Below are 24,068 nucleotides of genomic sequence, written 5' to 3'. Positions count from 1 at the left end.
GCTAGTTGCTCTGGAAGATGCGCCGCCCTCCCCGGGCGGCGCGCCTCATTCGATCTTGCCGCGGGGCGCAGAGGCCGGGCGGGCAGCGGGCGCCGAAGCGGCCCCGAGCTGCGACTGGATCTCTTCCGCCGTACGTCCCTTCTGCGCCTGCACGGATACGTCCGCCGCGCTGGCGTTTTCCGACTCGAACTGCGCCTGCGCCCGCTTGTTCAGCACCACGATGCTGATACGACGATTAACGGCAGCGAGCGGGTCTTTCTTTTCCAGCGGCATGGTGTCCGCCAGTCCCAGCACGCGCAGGACCTTGCCTTCCTGCATGCCACCCGCGATCAGTTCCTGACGCGAGGCGTTGGCGCGATCTGCCGACAGCTCCCAGTTGCTGTAGGCACGCTCGCCCGCCATGTAGGTGGCCGAGTCGGTGTGTCCCGAGAGACTCACCTTGTTGGGCATCTCGTTGAGCACGGGGCCGATCTCGCGCAGGATGGTGCGCATGTACGGCTCCACCGCTGCGCTGCCGGTACGAAACATCGGACGGTTCTGCGTATCCAGGATCTGGATGCGCAGCCCTTCGCTGGTGATGTCCAGCAGCAGTTGCGGACGGAATTGCTTGAGCTGCGGGTTGTTCTCGATGATCTGTTCGAGGCGGCCCTTCAGCGCGTGCAGGCGTTCGGACTCGAGCTGGTCACGGCGGCGCTGCGCGTCGGCCGGATCATTCGTCATGGCCCGCATGACTTCGCCATCCTTTGCCATCGGGTCCTTGCCGCCGCCCGGAATCACGCTCTTGGACAGGCTGCTCTTGTCGCCGCCGGCCACCGCCACCTTGAGCGGTGTCTTGAAATACTCGGCCACGCCGACCAGCGTCTTGGGCGACGACGAACTCAGCAGCCACAGCACCAGGAAGAGCGCCATCATGGCCGTCATGAAGTCGGCATAGGCGATTTTCCAGCTGTGGTTGCCATGGGGCTTGTGATGCCCCTTGACCTTCTTGATGACGATGGGACGTAGGTCCTGGGCGCTGCTCATGGCTGCTCTCCCGTCAGGTCAGGCTCTTGACTTCGCGCACATGGTCGTCCAGCTCAAGGAACGACGGACGCACCGTCGAGTACAGCACCTTGCGGCCGAATTCCACCGCCACCAGCGGTGCGTAACCATTGAGCGATGCCAGCAGCGTGACCTTGATGCACTCGTACACCTTGATGCTTTCGGACACCTGGTGCTCGACGCGGGACGACAGCGGCGAGACAAAGCCGTACGCCAGCAGAATGCCCAGGAACGTACCGACCAGTGCGTTGGCGATCAGCGCACCCAGCTCGGCCGGGGGCAGGTCTGCCGAGGCCAGTGCGTGCACCACGCCCATCACCGCGGCCACGATGCCGAAGGCGGGCAGGCCGTCGCCAACGCGCGACAGCGCATGGACGGGAATCTCGGCCTCGTGGCGGTACGTTTCGATTTCGTGGTCCATGAGCGCCTCGATCTCGAAGGCGTTCATGTTGCCGTTGACCATCATCCGCAGGTAGTCGGTCAGGAACTCCATCATCTTGGCGTCGGCCAGGATGCGGGGATACTGACTGAACACGCTGCTGGAGGCAGGGTCTGCAATTTCCTTTTCGAGGAACAGGATGCCCTCGCGGCGGGCCTTGGAGAGCAGCACGTACAGCAGTGCCATCACGTCCAGGTAGAGTTCCTTCTTGTACTTGGAACCCTTCAGCAGCATCGGCATGGCCTTGCCCGTGGCCTTGATGGCCTTGCCGCTGTTCGAGCTGATGAACGCACCAACGGCGGCACCGCCGATGATGATGAGCTCTGCCGGTTGGTAGAGCGCGCCCATGTGGCCACCGGTGATGGCGTAACCGCCCAGCACCGCAACCACTACGACGACATAGCCAAGAACAACTAGCACGATCGGATCCCCGTCTGAATAACACGCGTCAGGCGCCTCGGGGGCTCGCGGCCGTACAGGCGAGCGCCGTCAGCGCCTGCCGGTACGTTCCGGGGCCCACCTTGCCTTGCAGACGTCAGCCCGATGAACTCAGGCTACGGTTTGCGCGGCAGTGGCGTCCTTCGAGAGCTTCTTTACCTTTCCGGCCCGCGAGGGCGGACGGCACAGGCTGCAGACAAAGTTCGCGTGCGGCTCATAGGCATGCGTCACGAACTGGCCGCCGCAACAGGTACAGCTGGAAAGCTGCAGCATGTTGCTCTCGAAAAACCGTACTAACGTCCAGGCACGGGTGAAACTTAAGACGATTTCGCCGCCGAGCAGCGAAACGTGTTCCAGGTACAGACGGTAAGCGGCCACTACCGCACGAATGCCCGACGTCTCGCCTTCCTGCACCATGAACTGGTAAGCAGAGAAGAACAGCGACGAATGGATATTCGGCAGCCAGGTCGTGAACCAGTCTGTCGAGAACGGGAGCATGCCCTTGGGCGGCGAGGCGCCGCGCAGCTCCTTGTAGAGGCGGATCAACCGGTCGCGCGAGAGCGTGGTCTCGGCTTCAAGCACTTGCAGGCGCGCACCCAGGCCAATCAGCTCGATGGCGAGCTGGGTCTGGTTGGCATCCTGCAGGACGCTTTTGCGGTTGGGTACGGTCGTGGCCGTGAAGCTGCTGCCCGGCGAGGCCTGGAGGAGTGCGGTCAATTGAGCGACTCCACAGGTTGCCGTGCCAGCAGGATAGCAGCGTGGATCTGCTGCATATCATGGCTCTTGGCCGTGTGAGTGAGCGTGGACAGCAGCGCATGATCGTCAAAGCGGAAACGGCACAGCACCATGTTGGATGCTGCCAGCTTGACGAGTTGCGCCGAGGTCAGTTTGGCCAGAATCTCAGCAATTTCCTTGCTGACGCCAAGCCTGAACATGGCTTCCACCTGGTTTTCGCGCACCAGTCGTTGCGCAAGCAGAAGATAGGCGAGGTTAACCTCCCTGATCTCCTGGAGAACTTCACTGCTTTCCAATTTTTCCCCGCTACCAAATAACCTCTCGACCGCTTGTCCGGCGCTTACCGGCAGACACTGCTTGCCAGCGACCAGATCGTTTGGGTGCGTGTTCGAGTAGGTACGACGTACTACGAAAGGAACTTCGCCCGGTTACACCTTCTCTCCGAAACGTTACAGATGTTACAGAGTGTAAGTGAAACTGTTACGTTTATATCGGCAATCGGCCTGCAATGCCAATCCCTACTTACGTTGGGGATTCACAAATGTCGCAAGGAACATACATAGGTCGCGAATTTTGTAACAGGACCGATGTCTGACTTTTGATTTACATCAAGGCTGTAACGGTTGCGTACTCAACGGACAAGGTCCTGTTGCGGTGCACAGATCACTGTGCTGAACAGTGTTGCTGGATTCCACTATTGACGCGCCACCACAGTTTGGCTAAACGCGCGACGCAGCCATGCAGCCAGGCGCGCGAACACATCGTCAGGGGCTTCGCGGAACAGGTTCGGACGCGAGCGCTCCACCTGCTCCAGCACGCGCGCGGCTTCTTCTGCGGTCACGGAGCGGTATTCGAGCGCGAGGCCCAGCAGCGCGCGCAGCTCGCCTACCTTGCTGCGGCCCAGGGCTTCGCTCTGCTCGGTCTGCAGCGCGTACATGACGTCGTAGGCCCGCTGGCGCAGGCCATCGGCCACGCGCCATGCGGGCGTGCGCATGCGCTCTTCCAACGTGCAGATGTCCACGGCGGATGACGAGATCTGCGCGGCCAGCGCCTCGGTGAAGGCGGTGTCCGCGCCGGCTTCGCTCAGGATGTTGGTGGCCCATTCGCGCGCATGTTCCATGCGCTGCTGTGCGGACCACGCGGGCTGCACAGCCAGGCCGAAGCCGAAGCGCGCGGCGTCACGCATCAGCGCGGCCAAGGCGTTGGGCAGTTGCTTGTCGAAGACCTTCCTGGCCCATCCGTACTCGCCGCTGGCCAGCAGGCGCATCACGGCACGTTCGGTCAGCGGGCCGTCCTGCTGCATCAGACGGGCACGCAGGAAGTCGTCGAAGGCGGGCGGAATGAACTCGGCGTCGATGCCCGTTGAAACTCTTACAAAGGCATCGAAGTCCGCGCGCAGCCGCGCCGTGGCTTCGGCCGACAGGGACAGGCTGATATCGGTTTGCATGGTTGTTCTTTGAACGAGTAAGCGCCCCGGCGCAACTTTTACAAGGCGGGCCGGGGCGTGCGCTATCGAGATCGCAGCGATGCGGTCAGGCGATCAGAACGCGCTCCAGTCACCGTTGTCGGATGCGCCATGGCCTGCCGGTTTCGCGGCAAGGGCGGGACGCTTCATCTGGGTATCGGCATCTTCGTCGCCAACTTCAGCCAGCGCAGGTTCGGCGGTCGTGGCAACCAGTGCCGTACCGGCAGCCTTGGCGGCCTTCGGTGCCCTGGCGGTCTTTGCAGCGGCCTTCGTGCGCGCGACAGGTGCCTTGGCGCTCGGACGCGTCACCGAACGTGCCACCGGTGCCGGCAGGGCAGGCACGGCGTGCGAGACATCCTCATCGGACAGGCGGAAGCCCGACACCGACTCCATCAGACGGCCCGCCTGATCCTGCAGCGAGCCCGCTGCGGCAGCGGCCTGCTCCACCAGCGCGGCATTCTGCTGCGTGACTTCGTCCATCTGCGCCACGGCCTGGTTGACCTGCTCGATGCCCGAGCTTTGTTCGGCGGAAGCCGCGCTGATCTCGCCCATGATGTCGGTCACGCGCTTCACGGCCTGCACGATTTCTTCCATCGTCGTGCCGGCCTGACCCACCAGCGTTGCACCGGTATCCACCTGCGCCACCGAGTTGTCGATCAGCGTCTTGATTTCCTTGGCCGCGTTGGCGCTGCGTTGCGCCAGGCTGCGCACCTCGCCAGCCACCACCGCAAAGCCGCGGCCCTGTTCACCGGCGCGCGCCGCTTCCACGGCAGCATTCAGCGCCAGGATGTTGGTCTGGAACGCAATACCTTCGATCACGCCGATGATGTCGACGATCTTGCGCGAAGCGCCGTTGATCTCGCCCATCGTCTTGACCACTTCGCTGACCACTTCGCCGCCGCGCACCGCGGTCTCCGACGCATTGGCCGCCAGACCGCTGGCCTGACGTGCGTTATCCGCGTTCTGACGCACGGTGCTGGTCAGTTCTTCCATGCTGGAAGCGGTTTCCTCCAGCGAGGCCGCCTGCTGCTCGGTACGCTGAGACAAGTCGTTGTTGCCCGCAGCGATTTCACGCGAGGCCGTGCCGATCGATTCGGCCGATTCCTTGAAGTCGCGCACCATGTGCGAGAGCTGCTGCTGCATCTGGCCCATGGCGTGCAACAGGCTGGCCTGGTCACCTGCGCGCAGGTCCACCTTGCCCGAGAAATCGCCCTCGGCGATACGTGCGGCAATCGACGCGGCGTAGGCGGGCTCTCCACCCAGTTGGCGCGAGAGCTGGCGTGCCAGGAACAATCCCAGCAGCACCGACACCACCATGCCACCCAGCACCAGCAGCAGCATCGCCACGCGCGAGCTGTTGTAGACGCTCGTGGACTCTTCCATGTTGGACTTGGCGCGCTCGTCGCGGCGCTTGACCATCTTGAACAGGATCTCTTCCAGCGCGTGGCTGTCCTTGAGCAGCTCGCTGCTTTCCGTGAAGACGTTGCTGTCGAACTGCGAGGTGTCCAGCGGCTGCTTGCTCACCAGCGCCACGTATTTCGTCATCCGTTCCTTGAACGGCGGCACCAGCGTTTCGTACTGCTTGAACAGCGCCTGGCCTTCAGGCTGCGCGAACGAATCCTTTGCAGTTTTTACCCGCGCCTCCATTTCGCCCAGCGATTTCTCGATCTGGGTCTTCTCGGTGGCGCGCTCGCCCATGGTCGATGCCGACAGCAGCGCAATCTGCGCACGGCTGGCGTAGACCAGGTTGATGTTGCCGTCCTGCACGGCCTTCAGCGCCTGCAGATCGGTGTTGTAGATCTTGCCGGTCCACTCCGCCATGCGCCCCATGTTGACCACGCCCAGCAGGCCGATGATGGCGCCGATCACGGAAACAACCAGGAAGCCGGCGATGAGCCTGGTTGTCACACGTAGTTGATTGAACCACTGCATTGAACTACCCCCTTCTTGTGTCAGAAAGTTCGGGTTGGCCAGTCTCTCCGTCCCGAGTTGTTGTCGCTGCCGCCTGCGTGGGCGGCCGATCTACCCCGTTCCTGATGCCGCGCGCAAAGGAAAGGCGCGCGGCGCTTTTGGTCGGCTCCGCACCCTTGACGGGCGCTGGCCGCGCTCCCCACTTCAGCCAACTGCCTCGACTGCCAACTCCGCCTGCCGCTGCCGCACGGGCCGGGTCTCGGCCTGCGTGCTGATGCGGAAAGTGGAAATCGACTCGCGCAGGCGGTCGGCTTGTTCCTCCAGCGAGCCTGCCGCGGCAGCGGCCTGCTCCACCAGCGCAGCGTTCTGCTGCGTGACTTCATCCATCTGTGCCACGGCCTCGTTCACCTGTTCGATGCCCGTGCTCTGCTCGGCCGATGCCGAACTGATCTCGCCCATGATGTCGGTCACGCGCTTCACGGCCTGCACGATCTCGTCCATCGTCGCCCCGGCGTCCGACACCTGCGCCGCGCCGTTCTCCACGCGCTCCACGGTGTTGCCGATCAGGCCCTTGATTTCCTTGGCCGCGTTAGCACTGCGCTGCGCCAGGCTGCGCACCTCGCCAGCCACCACCGCAAAGCCACGGCCTTGCTCGCCGGCGCGTGCCGCTTCCACCGCCGCGTTCAGCGCCAGGATGTTGGTCTGGAAGGCAATGCCCTCGATCACGCCGATGATGTCGACGATCTTGTGCGACGCCTCGTTGATCTCGTCCATGGTCTGCACCACGCGGCCCACGGCTTCGCCGCCGCGCAGCGCCGTCTCCGACGCCGTGGCCGCCAACCCCGTGGCCTGGCGCGCGTTATCGGCGTTCTGGCGCACGGTGCCCGTCAACTGCTCCATGCTCGAAGCGGTCTCCTCCAGCGAGGCCGCCTGCTGCTCGGTACGTTGCGAGAGATCGTTGTTGCCGGCGGCCACCTGATGCGTCACGGTAGAGATGCTGGCCATGCCTTCCTGGATGTCATGCACCACCGACAGCAGGCTGCGCTGCATCGTGCGCATGGCGCGCGACAGCGAACCCACTTCATCATTGGCCTTGTGTTCGTACGTGGTGGTCAGGTCGCCCGCGCCCATGCGCAGCGCGAAATCGAGCATTTCTCCGACCGGGCGATCCACACGCGAGACCAGCAGCGAGCCCGCCGCGAACGACGACACCACGCCCATCGCAAAGGTGCCCCACAGCCACGGCCAGAGTTGCGCGGCGGCGTCAGGAGACATCCAGTGCACGCCGCCCAGCGCCACCAGGAACCACGCCACGCCGGCTGCCTGCGCCAGCATGATCCGGCGGCGCAGCGTCATGCGCATCAGGCGGCCCAGCAGGCCCGCCACGCCAGTGCGGACCACGGCGCCATCGCGAATGGCCAGCCCGCTGGCGCGGTTCTCGCGGAAGCGGCGATATGCGGCCTCGGCTGCATCGATCTGCGCGCGCGTGGCCATCGACCGCACCGAGGTATAGCCGATGATGCGGCCGTCCACGCGCGTAGGCGTGACAGTGGCCTGCACCCAGTAGTGGTCGCCATTCTTGCGGCGGTTCTTGACGATGCCCACCCAGGTCTTGCCCGCCTGGATGGACGACCAGAGGTCCGCGAAGGCTTCGGACGGCATGTCCGGATGCCGGACCAGGTTATGCGCCGCACCAAGCAGCTCTCGCGACGTGAAGCCGCTGATCTCCACGAACGCCCGGTTGGCGAACGTGATGCGACCCTTGAGGTCGGTCCGCGAGATCAGGTAATCGTTCGGCGAGAGCGGATGCTCGCGCTGGGTGACAGGCTGGTTGTTGCGCATGGCTCTACTGCTCGAAAGGCGGCTCGGAAAGCGGCTCGAAAAAGTTGGGGCCGCGCCCGGCGCGTCCCCTCTGTGGCATCAGGCGCCCGCCGCGGCATCCAGTGCCGCGAGGTCATCGATATTCATGAGCTTCTCGATATCGGCCAGGATCAGCATGCGGCCTTCGAGCGAGCCCAGTCCGCGGATGTACTCGGTTTCCACGCCGCCGGACAACGCCGGTGCCGGCTTGATCTGCGCGGGCGTCAGCGTCAGCACATCGGACACGCCGTCAACCACGATACCGGTGGTGCGTTCATGGATATCGACGATGATCACCACGGTGTACTGGTCGTAGCTGATCTCGGCCTGCCGGAACTTGATGCGCAGGTCGATGATCGGCACGATGGTGCCGCGCAGGTTGACCACGCCCTTCAGGTAGTCGGGCGCGTTCGCAATCTGCGTGACGGACTCGTAGCCGCGAATCTCCTGAACCTTGAGAATGTCGATGCCGTACTCTTCGCGACCGAGCCGGAAAGCCAGGAATTCTTCTCCCGCGCCGTCCGCGCGGTTCGTGCTGTGGTTCATGGTTGCCCCCGCTGGCATGGTTGGTCGTGGCCGGGAGTTACGTGCCCCCGGCTGCTGGCGACCCGATGCAATGGCCCGCCCCGCCGCGCCGCGTATCGAACATGGCAGCAGCAGGACCGGACCACCTGATATGGCCTTCCTGTGATATCGGCATCCACCGAGGTGGATTAAGGGCGACTTGGCGCCGACCTCACCCCTCCGTGGGAGGGGTCAGCAAGGCATCGACCGACGCCATCAACTCTTCGGGATCGAACGGCTTGGCCAGGAAACCGGATGCACCGGCCTCGCGGGCGCGGTCGAGGATGGTGGCGTCATGCTCCGTGGAGAGCATCAGGATGGGAATCGACGCATAGTCCGGCGTGGCACGCAGCGCGCGAATCAGCGACAGGCCGTCCATGACCGGCATCACCTGGTCCGTGACCAGCATGCCGAAGCGGCCCTCCATGGCCACTTCCAGCGCCTCCTTGCCATCGGACGCCTCCGTCACCGTAAATCCGCCCGCGCGCAGGCAGGCGCCCGTCATGCGGCGCAGGGATGGCGAATCGTCAACGACGAGGATGTGCGGAAGAGACATTCGGGGACTCCGTTCGAGGTGGGTCCGCCAGTGGCAAGGAATGCGGCCGGCGACGGACAAGCCAGCGCGCTGGCATGTGCCGCGAAGAACGGCAAATGCCACTGCCCTGTCCTGGACTTATCGACACGCCGGCAGACCGGCTTTAGCACCCCCGCCCGCCTGGCAGGCCGCTCACCCCGGTATTAGAGGAATCGCTCTAGATCGCCACGCGGTCGGCCTTCGGCGCCGGGAATCAGATCCGCGCTGTGCGTGCGCCCTGCAGCAGGTCGGCAAACACGGACGCCTCCAGCGGCATGGCCATCAGGTAGCCCTGCACTTCGTCGCAGCCCATGGCATCGAGAATGTCGAGTTGCGAGGCAGACTCCACGCCTTCGGCCACCACCTTCATGCGCAGTTCGTGTGCCAACGCCACCATCGATCCGACAATGGCCCGGCCCTGCGGATCGGCATCGAGTCCGCCAATCAGCGTGCGGTCGATCTTGAGCGTGCCCACGCGCAGCCGCTTGAGGTAGCCCAGGCTCGAATAGCCGCTGCCGAAATCGTCGAGCGCCACGTGGATGCCGAGCGACTGCAACTCGGTCAGCGTCTCCAGCGACTTGGCGATGTCCTTCATCGCCGCCGTCTCGGTGATTTCGAGCGTGATGGCCGATGGCGGAATGTCGTGCTGGTGGATCTGTTCGAGCAGGTATTGCGGAAAGTTCCGGCTCGCGAAGCGCAAACCCGATACGTTGATCGCCACCGGCGCGGGCGGCAGCCCGGCGTCGTGCCACATCCGCACCTGGCGGCACACCTGCGAGATGACCCAGTCGTCGAGCTTGTCGATCTGGCCCGATTGCTCGGCCACCATGATGAATTCCGCCGGATTGACCGCGCCCAGCGTGGGATGGCGCCAGCGGCAGAGCGCCTCGGCTCCGATCACGCTGCGCGTCTTCACGTCGTACTTGGGCTGGTACACCAGCGACAGCGCATCGTCCTGAATCGCTGGCCACAGATCGCGGCGAATCACGCGCATGCGGCGCGCGCGCTCGCCCGCCGCCGAGTTGAACATGCGCATCTGGTTCGAACCGCTCTCGCGCGCTTCGGACAAACTCACGCGCGCCGCCTGCATCAAGGCTTCCGATGTGGTGGCGTCACGCGGCGAAATGGCGATGCCGATGTTCACACCGATCTGCATCTGCAGGCCGCGCGCGGCCACGAACTCCGACAGCGAGCCCAGCACCTTGTCGCCCAGTTCATGCGCGCGGCTGTGCTGGATGAGTTCCGGCACGCCCACGGCAAACTCGTCGCGCGCCAGCCGTGCCAGGAAGTGATGCGGTTCCAGCGCGGCCTGGGCCAGTGCCCCGGCATCCTGCGCGAGGATATCGTCGGCGCGCACTTCGAAGACTTCGTCCACCTCGCGGAAATCGGCGATGTGGATCAGCAGCACCGCGCAACTGGTATCCGACAGGCGCGATTGCGCCATGCTCTTGTCGAGCCAGCGCGCAAACGCGGTACGGTCCGGCAACTCCGTGCTGACGCTGTACTCGCCCACCGGCCGCTGGTCGCGCGCGGACATCCGCACGGTCAGGCCACCGAAGCGGCCAAGGTTGCGACGGATGCTGCTGCGCGCCTCGCCTGCGCCGCCGGCGTTGCCAGCGCGGCCCGGCATGGGGAATTCATCGAAATCATCACGGCCCGCGCCATCGGCCTGCACGGCGTTCCAGCGGTTTGTCTGGATACGGTGCATGAAGTACAAGCCCGCGCACAGCAGCGCGAGGCCGCCGGCCAGCCAGCCCGGACCCTGCACGCCGGCCGCGTCGATACAGTCGCGCGGCGTCATCGACGTGCCGCCGCACACGCGGCCCAGCCGGGCACCCGCCATGGCCACGAGGCCGGCGCCGGCAATCATCGCCGTGGCAATGGCAAGCTGCCAGCCACGGCCATGGCCACGCAGCCACAGCCATGTGGGCGCGAGCATATGCGAGGCGGCCATGCTGGCGACGAGCGTCACCGCAAAGGCCGCAGCGAACTTGGCGCCGTTGTTGGCAGCCGTCAGCGTGCCGGATGCGGCAGCCACCCAGAGCGGCATGCCCATCGTGCCCTGCGACATCAGGGCCGCCCACCAGGCCAGCGACCGGGCGGACTTGCGCTCCGGCGCGCCGTCCTGTCGGACCGTGCGCAGGCCTTGCGCGGCCATCAGGCCGAGCAACGCCGCAAGCAGCAGTAGGCTGAAGTTCGTGGCAATCATCGGAGCTGCGCGGAGAGGCGAGACGAGCGTGCGCGAGACATCAGGAGGCGAGGCAGACAAAACCCCGCATCATGGCATCTCGCGCGCACCATGTGAACCTTGTTCACGCGTTCGTTACGTGTATCCGTCTGGACAAAGAATCGAAATCGATCAGAAGGCGGACCAGTTGTCGTCCGATGCGGACGACGCTGCCGCAGCAGGCTGACTCAGCTTCGGACGCAGCAACTGGGCATCGCGGGACTTCGGCACGATCGGCGGACGCTGCGCGGCCGGACGCACCGGCACCACGGCTGCCTTCATTGCCGGCTTGCCCGCCGTCAGCGTGTGCGCAACGTGCGGCACGCTCACCACCTGACGCGACACCGTACCGTCGGCCGCCACCGTGAACACCGACACCACGCTCTTGAGCTTCTGCGCCTGCTCTTCCAGCGCACCCGCCGCAGCAGCCGCTTCTTCCACCAGCGCGGCATTCTGCTGCGTGACCTGGTCCATCTGCGCCACGGCCTGGTTGACCTGCTCGATGCCCGTGGTCTGCTCCTGCGACGCGGCGCTGATCTCGTTCATGATGTCCGTCACGCGGCGCACTGCCTGCACGATTTCGCCCATCGTCTGACCGGCTTCAGCCACCAGCTTCGTGCCGCTCTCCACGCGCTGGCCAGACTCGCTGATCAGCGATTCGATTTCCTTGGCGGCGTTGGCGCTGCGTTGCGCCAGGCTGCGCACCTCGCCAGCCACCACGGCAAAGCCGCGGCCCTGTTCACCGGCGCGCGCCGCTTCCACGGCAGCATTCAGCGCCAGGATGTTGGTCTGGAACGCAATACCTTCGATCACGCCGATGATCTCGACCACCTTGCGCGACGCGCCGTTGATCTCGTTCATCGTATCCACCACGCGGCCCACCACATCGCCGCCCTTCAGCGCGATCTGCGAGGCTTCGCCAGCCAGCACGCCAGCCTGGCGGGCGTTGTCGGCGTTCTGCTTCACCACCGTGGTGAGTTCTTCCATGCTGGCAGCGGTCTGCTCCAGCGATGCCGCCTGTTCTTCGGTACGTTGCGACAGGTCCGTATTGCCCGCCGAGATCTGCTGCGTGGCCGAGGCGATGGAGTCCGTGCCGCCGCGCACTTCATGCACGATGCCCGACAGGCTCTGCTGCATCTTGGCCAGCGCCTGCATCATGCGGCCGATCTCGTTGTTCGACATGCTGGTGATACGCGACGTCAGGTCGCCACCGGCCATGCGCTCGAATACGTTCAGGGCTTCTTCCACCGGACGCACGATCGCGCGGTTCAGCATCGTGGCCGACACGAACGCCAGCGCCGCGCCAATCACGATCAGCAGGATGCACATCAGGCGGATGGTGTCGTAGCGCGACTGGGCGGCTTCGAAATTGGCGCGGCCCGCTTCCATCTGGAACTTCTCGAGCTTCTCGTGCGCGGCGGACATGCTGCGCTGCAGGTCCGGCATCACGTCGCGGCCAATCCGCAGCGCTTCCTCGCGATTGCCATCGGCCAGTGCCTTCTGCCACAGCGCGACACCCTTTTCGAAGAATTCCTGGCGCTTGGCGGCCAGCGCGGACGACAGGGCCTTTTCGTCATCGGCTTGCGGCAACGCAAGGTATTTCTTCCAGCCACGATCCGACACCTCGACGAACACCAGCGAGCGGTCGACGTGTTTCTTCAGGTCCTCGCCTTCGCTGCCGGGCATGATGCCCCGGTCCAGCGCCAGACGCAGCCGGGTGGTGCCGATCATGGCCTCGGCCAGCGCCTGCGACGAGGCGAGCTGGTTCGAGTAGGTCTCCTTCAGCGCATCGTTGGACCGCGAGATGCCATACAGCCCTGCGCCACCCACGAGCAGCAGGATCGCCGTGAGCAACGCCATGGCGCCCCGCAGGAGGGTCTTGATCTGAATATTCTGATGAAAGGACATGATGTGCTGGTCTGAAGGAGTTAACCCGAAGCCACTCCCATGCTCCGGTCCGGCAGACCGACACCCCGTACGGCCTGCTCAGGACTCCATAACGGCGCCCATGCATTCAACCTTGAGGTAAGCACTGGGAGCATTTTCAAGGAATGACGCAGGGCGCACACGAAGCCCCCCTCAATATCCGATGCGATGCATTCCGCCCTTGAAATACCGGGCCTCATCCGAATTAAACATTGCGATATTCAGTGTTTCCGAATCGACAATCCCGTACGCCCGACTGTCCGGCCATGGCCGGCAGCCGCCATTTGACGGCGGCCCCCCGCGCCGGTTTGCGGGCATGCATTCGTCCCGTGAAGAAAAGTTCAGTAATAAATCAATTTTAAGAAATTTCGCATTGCCGATAGGCGTCCGGAAAAACGGATTTGCAGCCCGGCGCACAGTGGTTATAATGGCCTGCGTGAAATTCACGGTGACCCAACAGTAAATAGAGGGATACAAATGGCGACATATCAGGAAATCGTTCAGAAAATCAGCGAACTGCAGAAGCAGGCCGAAGAAATCAAGGCGCGCGAGCAAGCGACCGTGATCGCCGAGATTCGCGAGAAAATCGAACAGTTTGGCCTGACCGCCGAAGATCTCGGATTTGGCGGCAAGCTGCCCGGCGCCAAGAAGGCCGCCGCCGCCCGCAAGGTGCCGGTCCGCTACCGGGACAGCGCCGGCAATACCTGGACCGGCCGTGGCAAGCGCCCGGGCTGGCTGACCCAGGCCCTGGCAAATGGCAAGTCGATGGAAGACTTCCTGATTCGCTAAGCGTTTGCTGCATAAAAAAACCGGGCCTGGGCCCGGTTTTTTTATGCCTTGGCAAACCCCAGCGGATTTGTCGACTGCCAGCGCCAGGAATCCTCGCACATGCGGTCGATATCGTGCCGGGCACGCCAGCCGATCAGGGATTCCGCCAGGGCGGGATCCGCATAGCAGGAGGCGATGTCGCCCGGACGGCGCGCCACGATCTGATAGGGAACCGGACGTCCGCTGGCGCGTTCGTAGGCCTTCACTACCTCCAGGACGCTGTAGCCACGGCCCGTGCCCAGGTTGACCGTCATGCCGCGCGGGTGCTTGCCCAGGTAGTTCAGCGCAGCCACGTGGCCATCGGCCAGATCGCATACGTGGATGTAATCCCGGACCCCGGTGCCATCGACCGTGGGATAGTCGCCACCATAAACACTGAGTTTTTCGCGACGGCCACCCGCCACCTGTGCCACATAAGGCATCAGGTTATTCGGGATACCGCCCGGATCTTCGCCGATCAGCCCGCTTTCGTGCGCGCCGACCGGATTGAAATATCGTAGAAATGCGATCCGCCATTCCGGGTCGGAGATTTCAAGGTCACGCAGGATTTGCTCGCCCATCAGCTTGGTCTGACCATACGGATTGGTCGCCGACAGCGGAAAATCTTCAAGAATCGGCACGGTATGGGGGTTTCCATAGACCGTGGCCGACGAACTGAACACCAATTGCTTGACGCCCGCGGCCTGCATGGCGCTGCACAGCGTGATCATGCCCGCCAGATTGTTCCCGTAATACTCCAGCGGTTTGCTGACCGATTCGCCCACGGCCTTCAACGCCGCAAAATGGATGGCCCCGGCAATCTTGTGCTCGGCAAACAGCTGATCCAACAGCGCGCGGTCGCGGACATCGCCTTCCACGAAATGGGGCGTGGTGCCAGTGATCCGTGCCAGGCGGTTCACAACCTCCCGATTGCTGTTACAAAGATTATCAAGCCCGATTACGTGATAGCCAGCCTCATGCAACGCCACCCAGGTATGCGAAGCAATATAGCCAGTGGCACCTGTCAGCAGTAGGGTTTCAGCCATGGATTCTTAAGTCGGAAAGCGTTTGAAAAAGGTAAGGCGCCGGACGTCAGGGCGGAACCCTTACCGGGAGCATCATAACCGCGCCAGATTAAGCCTGCGTGGCTTCTCCGGCCTGCCGCCCGCCAGGCTTGGGCTGCGGCGGCAATCCCGTGCGGGCCTGCCACGCTTCATACGCCGAATGCAAACGCCAGCCTGATTCGAGATCCCGCATGCCGAGCAACTGCGCGACGGCTGCCGGCGGCGTTCCCGCATCGAAATGCATGGCACCGCAGGTATTGCGCAGCGTCTGCGGCGAGGCGCGCTCGCTGCGTCCGGCCAGCACGCCCGCCTCCTCCAGCAAGATCTCGATCCGTCGATAGATCGACGCGGCGTGCATCGGCCGTCCGTTCGCCATGGCCGGGAAGACCAGTTCGCCAAGGGAACCTGCCGCCTCCCGCAAGGCCAGCCAATGCCGCAATGGCGCCTGGACAAAGGAGAACAATGGCACCTGGTACGCCCGGCCATTGTCGGTGCGAACCATGCGGATGCCGATGGCGCCCTGGCCCACCCCCTCCAGCGATTCCAGCCGCAGGGCACGGACTTCGGCCACTTTCAGGCCCCCGCCGAGCAGCACAGCCAGCAGCGCGATATCGCGCGCGCGTTTCCACTGGGTCGGCGAAATGCCACGCTCGCCGTCTTTCGCCGGCAGCGGCTCCGGTTCGGGCGCCAGGATGCGGGCCACCAGCAGGTCACGCTCGCCGGGCAGCAGAAAAGCCGTGGGATCGTTCTCGCCTTCGGCCAGATGCGCCTTGACCGCCTGGCTGGCCGGGTTGTGCAGATTCTGCTGCAGCGTGGACAGGTGATGGAACACCCGTTCGATCAGACGCGCGTACCGATAGCGATGGCGCTTGTGAAGGTTCTGGGCATCCAGGAATGCGGCGAGCTGGTCTGCCGACCATTTCAGCGGCGGCATGCCCTGTTCGCCGGACCAGCGCAGAAGCTTGCCCCACATCGCGCGGTACACCGTGGCCGTGCCGTGCCGGAAGCCGTGGCGCGCCAGCCAGCCGTCGAAGGCCCGCTCCGGATGCGCATACCAGGCCGCCAGATCCGCATCGAACAGTTCGCTCGGCTCCACTTCGGTTGCGCCCGGCTGTGTCGCGGCCGTCTTCGTGGGAGTAATCACTGACTTCTTCCGTGATGCCTGGATCGGCAATCTGCTCATTGTAGACAACACGCCACGTTGGATGGATCGCCCGGCAATCGCCCCACACGCCGTCCGGCCATTGCGCGAAGCACCAGAGCCATGGTACTTTCTCCACCAATATGCAACTGGTTGCATATAGTTGCTTCAACACGCATCGTTCGCATCGATCTGTACGAATCGGAGACCCTGTCATGGCCATTCCCGCCCTGCTGCAAAACCTGTCGCTGCCGGCTGTCTGCTCGCCGCTGTTCATCATTTCCAATCCCGATCTGGTCATCGCGCAATGCAAGGCCGGCGTGGTGGGCTCGTTCCCGGCGCTCAATGCGCGCCCCGTGGAGAAGCTCGCGGAATGGCTGGATCGCATCACGACGGAGCTGGGCGAGTACAACGACAAGCATCCGGATCGGCCTGCCGCGCCGTTCGCGGTCAACCAGATCGTGCACAAGTCCAACGACCGACTCGAACACGATCTGGAAATGTGCGTGCGCTACAAGGTGCCCATCGTGATCACGTCGCTGGGCGCGCGCGTGGAAGTCAACGAGGCCGTGCATTCGTATGGCGGCATCGTGCTGCACGACGTCATCAACAACACGTTCGCGCGCAAGGCAATCGAGAAAGGCGCCGATGGCCTGATCGCCGTGGCGGCCGGCGCGGGCGGGCACGCCGGCACGCTGTCGCCGTTTGCGCTGCTGCATGAGATCCGCGAGTGGTTCGATGGTCCGCTGCTACTCTCCGGCGCCATCGCCAGCGGCGACGCCGTGCTGGCCGCGCAGGCTGCCGGCGCCGACCTGGCCTATATCGGGTCGGCCTTCATCGCCACGCACGAAGCCAACGCCGAGGAGGCCTACAAGCAGATGATCGTCGACAGCACCGCCGACGACATCATCTACTCGAACCTGTTCACGGGTGTGCACGGCAACTACCTGCGCGACAGCATCGTGCGCGCGGGTCTCGATCCGGCTGCGCTGCCGACGTCAGACGCCTCCGCCATGAATTTCGGCTCGACACGCGTCAAGCCGTGGAAGGAAATCTGGGGTGCGGGCCAGGGCGTGGGCGCCATCAAGCGCGTGGTGCCGGCCGGTGAACTGGTGAAGCGGTTTGTCGAGGAATACGCCGTGGCGCGCCGCCGCCTGGGCCTGGCCGCACCGGCCAAGGCTGGCCAGACGGCCGACCTGGCGTAAATCCGCCGCAGGGTGATGGAAAAACTGGCTCCCCTCGGGAGCCAGTTTTTTTACTTTTTCTCAGGGACTTCCAGCAGCGGTAGCAGCGCGCGGCCCCACTTGACCCAATCCTCCTGGAAGCCGATACCGCGCTGCAACAGCGCGTACTGGATCTGCTGCCGGCGGTCCAGCGTGCCCGAAAAATCCTTGCGCTCGATGTTCCGATAGAGCGCCAGCCGTTCCTCGTGCAGCGCGATCAGCCGCAACATTTCCTTGTCCAGCCCGAGCGGTCCGATTGCAGCATCTGCACGCAACTTGACCAGAATTTCCTCGCGCTGATCCAGTCCGGCTCCCGGCGCCAACACCCAGCGCGCCAGTTCGTCGCGCCCTGCGGGCAACACGCCATAGACCTTTTTCCGGTTCTTCCTTTCCATCCCTTCGCCCTCGACCGTCCGCGCCGGCACGGCCGCTTCATCGGCGGCAATCCAGCCGAGATCAGCCATGCGCCCCAGTTCCCGGTAGATCTGCTGGTGCGTGGCGTGCCAGAAATAGCCGATGGATTTGTCGAAACGGCGGGCCAGATCGTAGCCCGAGGAAGGCTTCTCGATGAGGGAAATCAGTAGCGCGTGCTGAGTGGACATTCGCGGCCAGAAAGAGACAAAGACGCTGGCACGAGAGTTGCTCTCCCCACCCAGCAGCATTCAGGTGGCGTAATGGTAGCGCGCAAGTTCATGGCGCGTCATGCCGTTAACCCGGGAGCGGCTGCCGCGCCACACGCCGGATATCCGCGCTGTAGAGGAGCCCGCCGCGGCGGCATCGCCAAATATGACAATTTGGTCAATTATCTCGATACTGATTTAAAAAAAACGAAATGGCATTTCGCGACCGACTGCAATACATTCCAGACATTGCGACTCGCATGCGCGCGCCTTCCTTCTCCCGGCCCAACGTTCAGCGCCATGCGTCCATGGAGAGATGACGATGAACGCAAGACCGGAATTCACTGAGGGCACGGCGGCAGGCGAGGCATCCGCGTCGGTCCTCGCAGCCCGTGCCCGCGCCGGCACGGCGCCGATCTACTATCGGCTACCGGATACACCGGAGGGCCACCATATCAAGGAATACGCCAGCGGCCTGCGCCAGCTGGTGCGCTTCGTGGGTGTCGAGGAACAGGTCGTCAAATACGTCCTGGGCTGATTTCTCCCCTGACCCGCAGCGCCAACGCATGTCTCCTCCCGTCCAGCACGGACCTGGGATTTGAACCCGCGACAACCTCGCGGGTTTTTTCTTTTCGTGCGCCACAGCGCAACAGCACGACGAAAAAAAACCGGCCGCCAGGGCCGGTTTCAGTACCACGAACTGCAAAAGCGGTCGGGAACTGGATCAGTCCACCGTTGCGCCCGAAGCCTTCACGACCTTGGCCCACTTGGTGGCTTCGGACTTCATGAAAGCGGCCAGCTGTGCCGGCTTTTCCGGGTTGGGCTCGGCGCCCTGCTCGGCCATTTGCTTCTTCACTTCCGGCATGGCCAGGATCTTGACCACTTCGGCGTTGATGCGGTCGACGATCGGCTGCGGCGTGCCGCCCGTGGCGTACAGCGCGAACCACGACGTGGCTTCATAGCCAGGCACGCCGGCTTCGGCCACGGTCGGCACGTCCGGCAGGGCCGGCGAGCGCTTGCCCGAGGTCACGGCCAGTGCGCGCAGCTTGCCAGCCTTCACGTGCTGGAACGACGACGGCAGGTTGTCGAACATCAGGCCGATCTGGTTGCCCAGCAGGTCGTTCACGGCCGGGGCGCTGCCCTTGTACGGGATGTGCTGAATGTGCAGGCCCGTCATCGAGTTGAACAGCTCGCCCGACAGGTGCATCGACGAGCCGCTGCCCGACGAACCGTACGACAGCTTGTCCGGATTCGCCTTCACGTAGGCGATCAGTTCCTTGATGTTGTGGACCGGCACCTTCGGGTTCACCACAACGATGTTCGGCACCATGGCGATACGCGTGATCGGCGCGAAATCCTTGACCGGATCGAACGGCAGCTTCGAGTACAGCGACTGGTTGATGGCGTGCGTGCCGATGGTGCCCATGAACAGCGTGTAGCCGTCAGCCGGTGCCTTGGCAGCCAGCGATGCGCCAATGTTGCCGCCAGCGCCCGGACGGTTGTCCACGACGACCGGCTGGCCCAGTGCCTTGCCCAGTTGCAGGCTGACGATGCGGGCCAGGATGTCGGTGGTGCCGCCTGCCGAGAACGGCACGACCATGGTGATCGGCTTGGTCGGGTACGTGCCCTGCGCCTGCGCGCCGGTCATGGTGGCAAAGCCGGCGGCCAGTGCCACGCCAGCGGCCAGCAGGCGTCTGCGCGCCTTCGAGGTGTGAATGGTGTTGCTCATACTGTGCTCCAGGAGTTGATGCTACGCACGCCGGCAAACCTTGTGAGTGCCGCGGGCGCAATGCTTGAATCGCTCTTCCACCCCGTGCCTGGGGGCGGGCAACTTCGACTTCTTATACGGGCGCCACACCAAGCGTGGTTCCGCCGCAGACGTACAGCACCTGTCCGGTAACGAAACCATTTTCGGGGGCGAGGAAGAACAGCGAGGCACGCGCCACGTCTTCCGGGGTACCCATGCGTTTCACGGCGATACTTGCCAGGATGCGCCGTGTCTGTTCGCTGCCCTCCGGATTGCTCTTTCGGAACAGCTCGGTGGCGATGGGACCCGGTGCCACGGCGTTGACGGTGATACCGTCGCCGCCCAGCTCCATCGCCAGCGTTCGGGTCATGCCAACCAGCCCTGCCTTGGCTGCGGAATACACCACGCGCTCGGGCTTGCCCAGCGCCGCGCGCGAGGCCATGTTGACGATGCGGCCAAAGCCGGCCGCGCGCATCGCGGGCAGGCAGGCCTGGGTCAGCAGCATCGTGGCCTGCAACGTGAGGCCCACGACATAGTCGAGATCCGCGGCGGTGGCCGTATCGGCCGTGCCGGGGCGGGTAGCGCCGGCGTTGTTCACCAGCCGCGTCACCGCGTATTGCGAGGTCACCTGCGCCGCCACCGCGCGCGTGGCGTCGGCGTTGGTCAGGTCGGCCTGGAAGAAGGTCAGGTTCGGATGTGACCACGTCGGTTCAGCATAGTCGACGTTGATCACACGCGTCACGCCGTCGGCGAGCAGCATTTCGGCAATGGCACGGCCAATACCGGAACTGGCGCCGGTGACAAGCGTGGCAACGGGAAGGGACATCTCGATACTCCACCGGCATCAAGCGCCGGGACATACGGAAAAAGATGCGGCAAGACCGGCGAGCCCGTCGGTCTGGCCGCAATGCTCTACCTCGTTGGGGAAGAGACACCACTGAAACTTCCCGCTCAAACTAACGGCGGGAAATGTCGGAAATTAAGCGCTTTGAGGTATTGCGTTCTCTGCCTTGTTTGTCTTTCTCCCCTCTCCCGCGAGCGGGAGAGGGGCGGGGGAGAGGGCCAGCGGTGCAATTGCCAATGATCGGCAAGCAGAACCTCCAGCCCTCTCCCCCAACCCCTCTCCCATTCCATGGGAGAGGGGAGCAAAACGTCAGGCAATCAACAACCTCAAACCCGCTCGATCACCATCGCAATACCCTGGCCCACGCCGATGCACATCGTGCACAGCGCGAAGCGGCCATTGGTACGCTCCAGTTGGTACAGCGCAGTCGTCACCAGACGCGCGCCGCTCATGCCCAGCGGGTGGCCCAGGGCGATGGCGCCGCCGTTCGGGTTCACGCGCTTGTCATCGTCGGCGATGCCCAGTTCGCGCAGCACGGCCAGGCCCTGTGCGGCAAAGGCTTCGTTCAGTTCGATCACGTCGATCTGGTCCAGCGTCATGCCCAGTTGCTTCATCAGCTTCTGGGTGGCCGGTGCCGGGCCGATGCCCATCACGCGCGGTGCCACGCCAGCCGTGGCCATGCCCACGATGCGGGCGCGCGGCTTCAGGTTGTGCTGCTTCAGGCCGGCTTCGCTTGCCAGCAGGATGGCGCAGGCGCCATCGTTCACGCCCGACGCATTGCCGGCCGTGACGGTGCCGTCCGGACGCACCACGCCGCGCAGCTTGGCCAGCGCTTCCATGCTCGTGGCACGCGGGTGCTCGTCACGATCCACCACCAGCGGGTCGCCCTTCTTCTGGGCGATCGTCACGGCGGTGATTTCCTGCGCCAGCGTACCGTCGGCCTGTGCGCGCGAAGCCTTTTCCTGGCTGCGCAGCGCCATCAGATCCTGGTCTTCGCGGCTGATCTTGTAGTCGGTGGCCACGTTCTCGGCGGTCTCGGGCATCGAGTCCACGCCGTAGGCCGCACGCATCGCCGGGTTGATGAAGCGCCAGCCGATGGTGGTGTCGAAAATCTGCGCATCGCGCGAGAAGGCCGACGTGGCCTTGCCCATCACGAACGGGGCGCGGCTCATGCTTTCCACGCCGCCCGAGATCATCAGGTTGGTCTCGCCGGACTTCAGCGCGCGCGCTGCCGTGCCGGTGGCATCCATGCCCGAACCGCACAGGCGGTTGATCGTCGAGCCCGGCACGTCCTGCGGCAGGCCGGCCAGCAGCGACGACATGCGCGCCACGTTGCGGTTGTCTTCGCCGGCCTGGTTGGCGTTGCCGAAGATCACGTCGTCGATGGCCTTCCAGTCCAGATTCGGATTGCGTGCCATCAGGGCCTTCAGCGGCACTGCGCCCAGATCGTCCGCGCGCACGGCGGACAGGCTGCCGCCGTAGCGACCGATCGGGGTACGGATGGCGTCAACGATAAATGCGTCGCTCATGTTCTGTCTCACTCGTTCTGGGTGGAGGGTCAGGCGGCTACGGCCTGCTTCAGGGGCACGCCGGTCAGGCGTTGCAGTTCGTCGAACGACAGGCCGTCGACGAGATCGCGGGCCACCAGGCCATCGGGCGTCACGTCGATGGTGGCCAGGTCCGTATAGATACGCGTCACGCAGCCGATGCCGGTCAGCGGATAGGTGCATTCGGCCACGACCTTGCTCTCACCCTGCTTGGTCTGGTGTTCCATCATCACGAACACCTGCTTGGCACCGATGGCGAGGTCCATCGCACCGCCCACGGCGGGGATGGCGCCCGGCGCGCCGGTGTGCCAGTTGGCGAGGTCGCCGCGCTGCGACACCTGGAAGGCGCCCAGCACGCAAAAGTCGAGGTGGCCGCCGCGCATCATTGCAAACGAATCGGCGTGGTGGAAGTACGAACCGCCGGCCTTGATCGTCACGGGCTGCTTGCCGGCGTTGATCAGGTCGCCGTCTTCCTCGCCCGGGGGCGGTGCGGAGCCCATGCCGAGCAGGCCGTTCTCGCTGTGCAGCAGGATTTCACGGTCGGCCGGCAGGTGATTGCCGACGAGGGTGGGCAGGCCGATGCCGAGGTTCACCACGGCACCTTCCGGAATGTCTTTGGCCACGCGGGCGGCCATCTGATCGCGGGTCAGGCGTTGCATCGTATTTTTCTCCTTGCGCTCAGGCGGCCTTGGCGGCGGCGCCAGCAACCTTCACCACACGCTTGACGAACAGGCCCGGCGTGACGATGTGCTCGGGGTCCATCTCGCCCAGCTCCACCACATGGCTGACCTGAACGATGGCGCACTTGGCGGCCATCGCCATGATCGGGCCGAAGTTGCGGGCCGTCTTGCGGTAAATGAGGTTGCCCCAACGGTCGGCGGTATCGGCCTTGATCAGTGCGAAGTCGGCGTGGATCGGGCTTTCGAACACGTAGCCCTGGCCGTCGATGATGCGCGTTTCCTTGCCGTCAGCCAACGGGGTGCCGTAGGCCGTGCGCGTGAAGAAACCGCCGATGCCGGCACCCGCCGCGCGGATGCGCTCGGCCAGGTTGCCCTGCGGCACCAGTTCCAGTTCGATTTCGCCTGCGTGGTACAGCGAATCGAACACATACGAATCCGCCTGGCGCGGGAACGAGCAAATGATCTTGCGTACGCGCTTGGTCTTGAGCAGCGCCGCCAGGCCCGTATCGCCGTTGCCGGCGTTGTTGTTGACGATGGTGAGGTCGCGCGCACCCGAGGCGATCAGTGCATCGATCAGCTCCGCCGGCATACCTGCCAGGCCAAAACCACCGATCAGGATCGTGGCGCCATCGTGGATACCGGCCACTGCCGCTTCCACCGAGTCATATAGCTTGTTGATCACTTGCGTTCCAGTACGGAAGGGGTCCGACATCGCACCGGGACCGGCCACAAAGTGCGGCACGCAAAGAGTGTCTCCGGTGGTCTGCTCAGACGGGCGTCCAGTCCGTGCGCCGATCCGTTCCGATCACACACGAGGACAGGGTCCAACTTGCAGTTGTCTTGACGGCCGTCTTCTTGGCGGCCTTGCGAGAATCTGCGCGTTATTGGGACGGCTCGCAAGCGCGTTCGCTATACGAACTCCAATTCGCAGAATGAACAAAGGTTACACGCCACCCTCCCGCGCGGCAATAAGGGTTGGCGCGGGAAGGGCGATAATCGCGCAGCGGACGTTTTGCGGTGCAGCAATGTGGCGGGGGTTACTCCGCTGTCCCGCTTATTCTTTGCTCCCCTCTCCCTTTGGGAGAGGGGTTGGGGGAGAGGGCTGGAGGTTCTGCTTGCCGACGCGTCGCAATTTGAACTGCTGGCCCTCTCCCCCGCCCCTCTCCCGCATGTACAGACCGGAGACATGGGTAACAGGTGTTCGGAGACATGGGT

The 24,068-nt window shown here is 64.2% G+C and carries 23 protein-coding genes; 4 read left to right on the top strand and 19 right to left on the bottom strand.

Annotation, left to right across the window (positions count from 1 at the left end; translation table 11 throughout):
• Positions 1 to 45 precede the first annotated feature (45 nt).
• From motB to ABDB81_RS24515, 11 genes are all read right to left on the bottom strand, one after another.
• The gene (gene motB, locus ABDB81_RS24565) at positions 46 to 1,023 is read right to left on the bottom strand and encodes a flagellar motor protein MotB (protein WP_137925514.1); all 978 of its coding nucleotides are present in this window, start codon (positions 1,021 to 1,023) and stop codon (positions 46 to 48) included.
• A 13-nt stretch (positions 1,024 to 1,036) separates the two neighbouring features.
• Positions 1,037 to 1,900, bottom strand: a complete 864-nt coding sequence (gene motA, locus ABDB81_RS24560; protein WP_137925513.1) for a flagellar motor stator protein MotA — start codon at positions 1,898 to 1,900, stop codon at positions 1,037 to 1,039.
• A gap of 129 nt (positions 1,901 to 2,029) precedes the next feature.
• Complete coding sequence (gene flhC / locus ABDB81_RS24555) at positions 2,030 to 2,635, bottom strand: flagellar transcriptional regulator FlhC (RefSeq protein ID WP_137925512.1); 606 nt, start codon at positions 2,633 to 2,635, stop codon at positions 2,030 to 2,032.
• Positions 2,632 to 2,949, bottom strand: a complete 318-nt coding sequence (gene flhD / locus ABDB81_RS24550) for a flagellar transcriptional regulator FlhD (RefSeq protein ID WP_008647543.1) — start codon at positions 2,947 to 2,949, stop codon at positions 2,632 to 2,634. Before flhD ends, flhC begins: the two co-directional genes overlap by 4 nt.
• 398 nt (positions 2,950 to 3,347) lie before the next feature.
• Positions 3,348 to 4,100 (bottom strand): DUF4088 family protein, encoded by a 753-nt coding sequence (locus ABDB81_RS24545; RefSeq protein WP_137925511.1) that lies wholly within the window; start codon positions 4,098 to 4,100, stop codon positions 3,348 to 3,350.
• A 93-nt stretch (positions 4,101 to 4,193) separates the two neighbouring features.
• Positions 4,194 to 6,050, bottom strand: a complete 1,857-nt coding sequence (locus ABDB81_RS24540) for a methyl-accepting chemotaxis protein (RefSeq protein ID WP_137925510.1) — start codon at positions 6,048 to 6,050, stop codon at positions 4,194 to 4,196.
• Between the two features lie 183 nt (positions 6,051 to 6,233).
• Entirely contained in the window at positions 6,234 to 7,871 is a 1,638-nt protein-coding gene (locus tag ABDB81_RS24535; protein WP_137925509.1) for a PAS domain-containing methyl-accepting chemotaxis protein, read from the bottom strand.
• 78 nt (positions 7,872 to 7,949) lie between these two features.
• Positions 7,950 to 8,435 (bottom strand): chemotaxis protein CheW, encoded by a 486-nt coding sequence (locus ABDB81_RS24530; protein ID WP_137925508.1) that lies wholly within the window; start codon positions 8,433 to 8,435, stop codon positions 7,950 to 7,952.
• 190 nt (positions 8,436 to 8,625) lie between these two features.
• The gene (locus ABDB81_RS24525) at positions 8,626 to 9,009 is read right to left on the bottom strand and encodes a response regulator (RefSeq protein WP_137925507.1); all 384 of its coding nucleotides are present in this window, start codon (positions 9,007 to 9,009) and stop codon (positions 8,626 to 8,628) included.
• A 232-nt stretch (positions 9,010 to 9,241) separates the two neighbouring features.
• The gene (locus ABDB81_RS24520; RefSeq protein ID WP_346813855.1) at positions 9,242 to 11,236 is read right to left on the bottom strand and encodes a bifunctional diguanylate cyclase/phosphodiesterase; all 1,995 of its coding nucleotides are present in this window, start codon (positions 11,234 to 11,236) and stop codon (positions 9,242 to 9,244) included.
• Between the two features lie 150 nt (positions 11,237 to 11,386).
• Positions 11,387 to 13,162: a methyl-accepting chemotaxis protein gene (locus tag ABDB81_RS24515; RefSeq protein WP_137925505.1), complete on the bottom strand. Its 1,776-nt coding sequence runs from the start codon at positions 13,160 to 13,162 to the stop codon at positions 11,387 to 11,389.
• 495 nt (positions 13,163 to 13,657) lie between these two features.
• On the opposite strand from ABDB81_RS24515, the gene ABDB81_RS24510 reads away from it, so the two are divergent.
• Positions 13,658 to 13,969: an H-NS histone family protein gene (locus ABDB81_RS24510; protein WP_137925504.1), complete on the top strand. Its 312-nt coding sequence runs from the start codon at positions 13,658 to 13,660 to the stop codon at positions 13,967 to 13,969.
• Between the two features lie 41 nt (positions 13,970 to 14,010).
• Here ABDB81_RS24510 and galE read toward each other — a convergent pair whose 3' ends face one another.
• Both galE and ABDB81_RS24500 read right to left on the bottom strand, forming a co-directional pair.
• A complete protein-coding gene (gene galE, locus ABDB81_RS24505; RefSeq protein WP_346813854.1) occupies positions 14,011 to 15,033 on the bottom strand; it encodes a UDP-glucose 4-epimerase GalE in 1,023 nt (340 codons plus the stop codon).
• Between the two features lie 88 nt (positions 15,034 to 15,121).
• Positions 15,122 to 16,192, bottom strand: a complete 1,071-nt coding sequence (locus tag ABDB81_RS24500; protein WP_249359395.1) for a tyrosine-type recombinase/integrase — start codon at positions 16,190 to 16,192, stop codon at positions 15,122 to 15,124.
• 215 nt (positions 16,193 to 16,407) lie between these two features.
• Between ABDB81_RS24500 and ABDB81_RS24495 the strand changes: the two genes are divergently transcribed.
• A complete protein-coding gene (locus ABDB81_RS24495) occupies positions 16,408 to 17,397 on the top strand; it encodes a nitronate monooxygenase family protein (protein WP_346813853.1) in 990 nt (329 codons plus the stop codon).
• A gap of 50 nt (positions 17,398 to 17,447) precedes the next feature.
• On the opposite strand, the gene ABDB81_RS24490 is transcribed toward ABDB81_RS24495, so the two are convergent.
• Positions 17,448 to 18,017 carry a PadR family transcriptional regulator gene (locus tag ABDB81_RS24490; protein ID WP_137925500.1) on the bottom strand — a complete coding sequence of 190 codons (570 nt, stop codon included), beginning with the start codon at positions 18,015 to 18,017 and terminating at the stop codon, positions 17,448 to 17,450.
• A 72-nt stretch (positions 18,018 to 18,089) separates the two neighbouring features.
• Here ABDB81_RS24490 and ABDB81_RS24485 point away from each other — a divergent pair, with 72 nt between their 5' ends.
• Together ABDB81_RS24485 and ABDB81_RS24480 are read left to right on the top strand one after the other, a co-directional pair.
• Positions 18,090 to 18,383 carry a hypothetical protein gene (locus tag ABDB81_RS24485; protein WP_137925499.1) on the top strand — a complete coding sequence of 98 codons (294 nt, stop codon included), beginning with the start codon at positions 18,090 to 18,092 and terminating at the stop codon, positions 18,381 to 18,383.
• Positions 18,358 to 18,573: a hypothetical protein gene (locus ABDB81_RS24480; protein ID WP_137925498.1), complete on the top strand. Its 216-nt coding sequence runs from the start codon at positions 18,358 to 18,360 to the stop codon at positions 18,571 to 18,573. Before ABDB81_RS24485 ends, ABDB81_RS24480 begins: the two co-directional genes overlap by 26 nt.
• 186 nt (positions 18,574 to 18,759) lie before the next feature.
• Here ABDB81_RS24480 and ABDB81_RS24475 read toward each other — a convergent pair whose 3' ends face one another.
• From ABDB81_RS24475 to ABDB81_RS24455, 5 genes are all read right to left on the bottom strand, one after another.
• Entirely contained in the window at positions 18,760 to 19,764 is a 1,005-nt protein-coding gene (locus ABDB81_RS24475) for a tripartite tricarboxylate transporter substrate binding protein (RefSeq protein WP_137925494.1), read from the bottom strand.
• A 112-nt stretch (positions 19,765 to 19,876) separates the two neighbouring features.
• Positions 19,877 to 20,608: an SDR family oxidoreductase gene (locus tag ABDB81_RS24470; RefSeq protein WP_137925493.1), complete on the bottom strand. Its 732-nt coding sequence runs from the start codon at positions 20,606 to 20,608 to the stop codon at positions 19,877 to 19,879.
• 344 nt (positions 20,609 to 20,952) lie between these two features.
• A complete protein-coding gene (gene pcaF, locus ABDB81_RS24465) occupies positions 20,953 to 22,155 on the bottom strand; it encodes a 3-oxoadipyl-CoA thiolase (protein ID WP_137925492.1) in 1,203 nt (400 codons plus the stop codon).
• A 29-nt stretch (positions 22,156 to 22,184) separates the two neighbouring features.
• Complete coding sequence (locus tag ABDB81_RS24460) at positions 22,185 to 22,832, bottom strand: 3-oxoacid CoA-transferase subunit B (RefSeq protein ID WP_137925491.1); 648 nt, start codon at positions 22,830 to 22,832, stop codon at positions 22,185 to 22,187.
• 19 nt (positions 22,833 to 22,851) lie between these two features.
• Positions 22,852 to 23,535 (bottom strand): 3-oxoacid CoA-transferase subunit A, encoded by a 684-nt coding sequence (locus ABDB81_RS24455; RefSeq protein ID WP_346813852.1) that lies wholly within the window; start codon positions 23,533 to 23,535, stop codon positions 22,852 to 22,854.
• Positions 23,536 to 24,068: the final 533 nt, after the last annotated feature.

The organism is Cupriavidus sp. DL-D2, assembly GCF_039710735.1.
Lineage (GTDB): Bacteria > Pseudomonadota > Gammaproteobacteria > Burkholderiales > Burkholderiaceae > Cupriavidus.
Note: the sequence above shows the minus strand (reverse complement) of the source record. Positions and strands in the feature narration are given on the sequence as shown.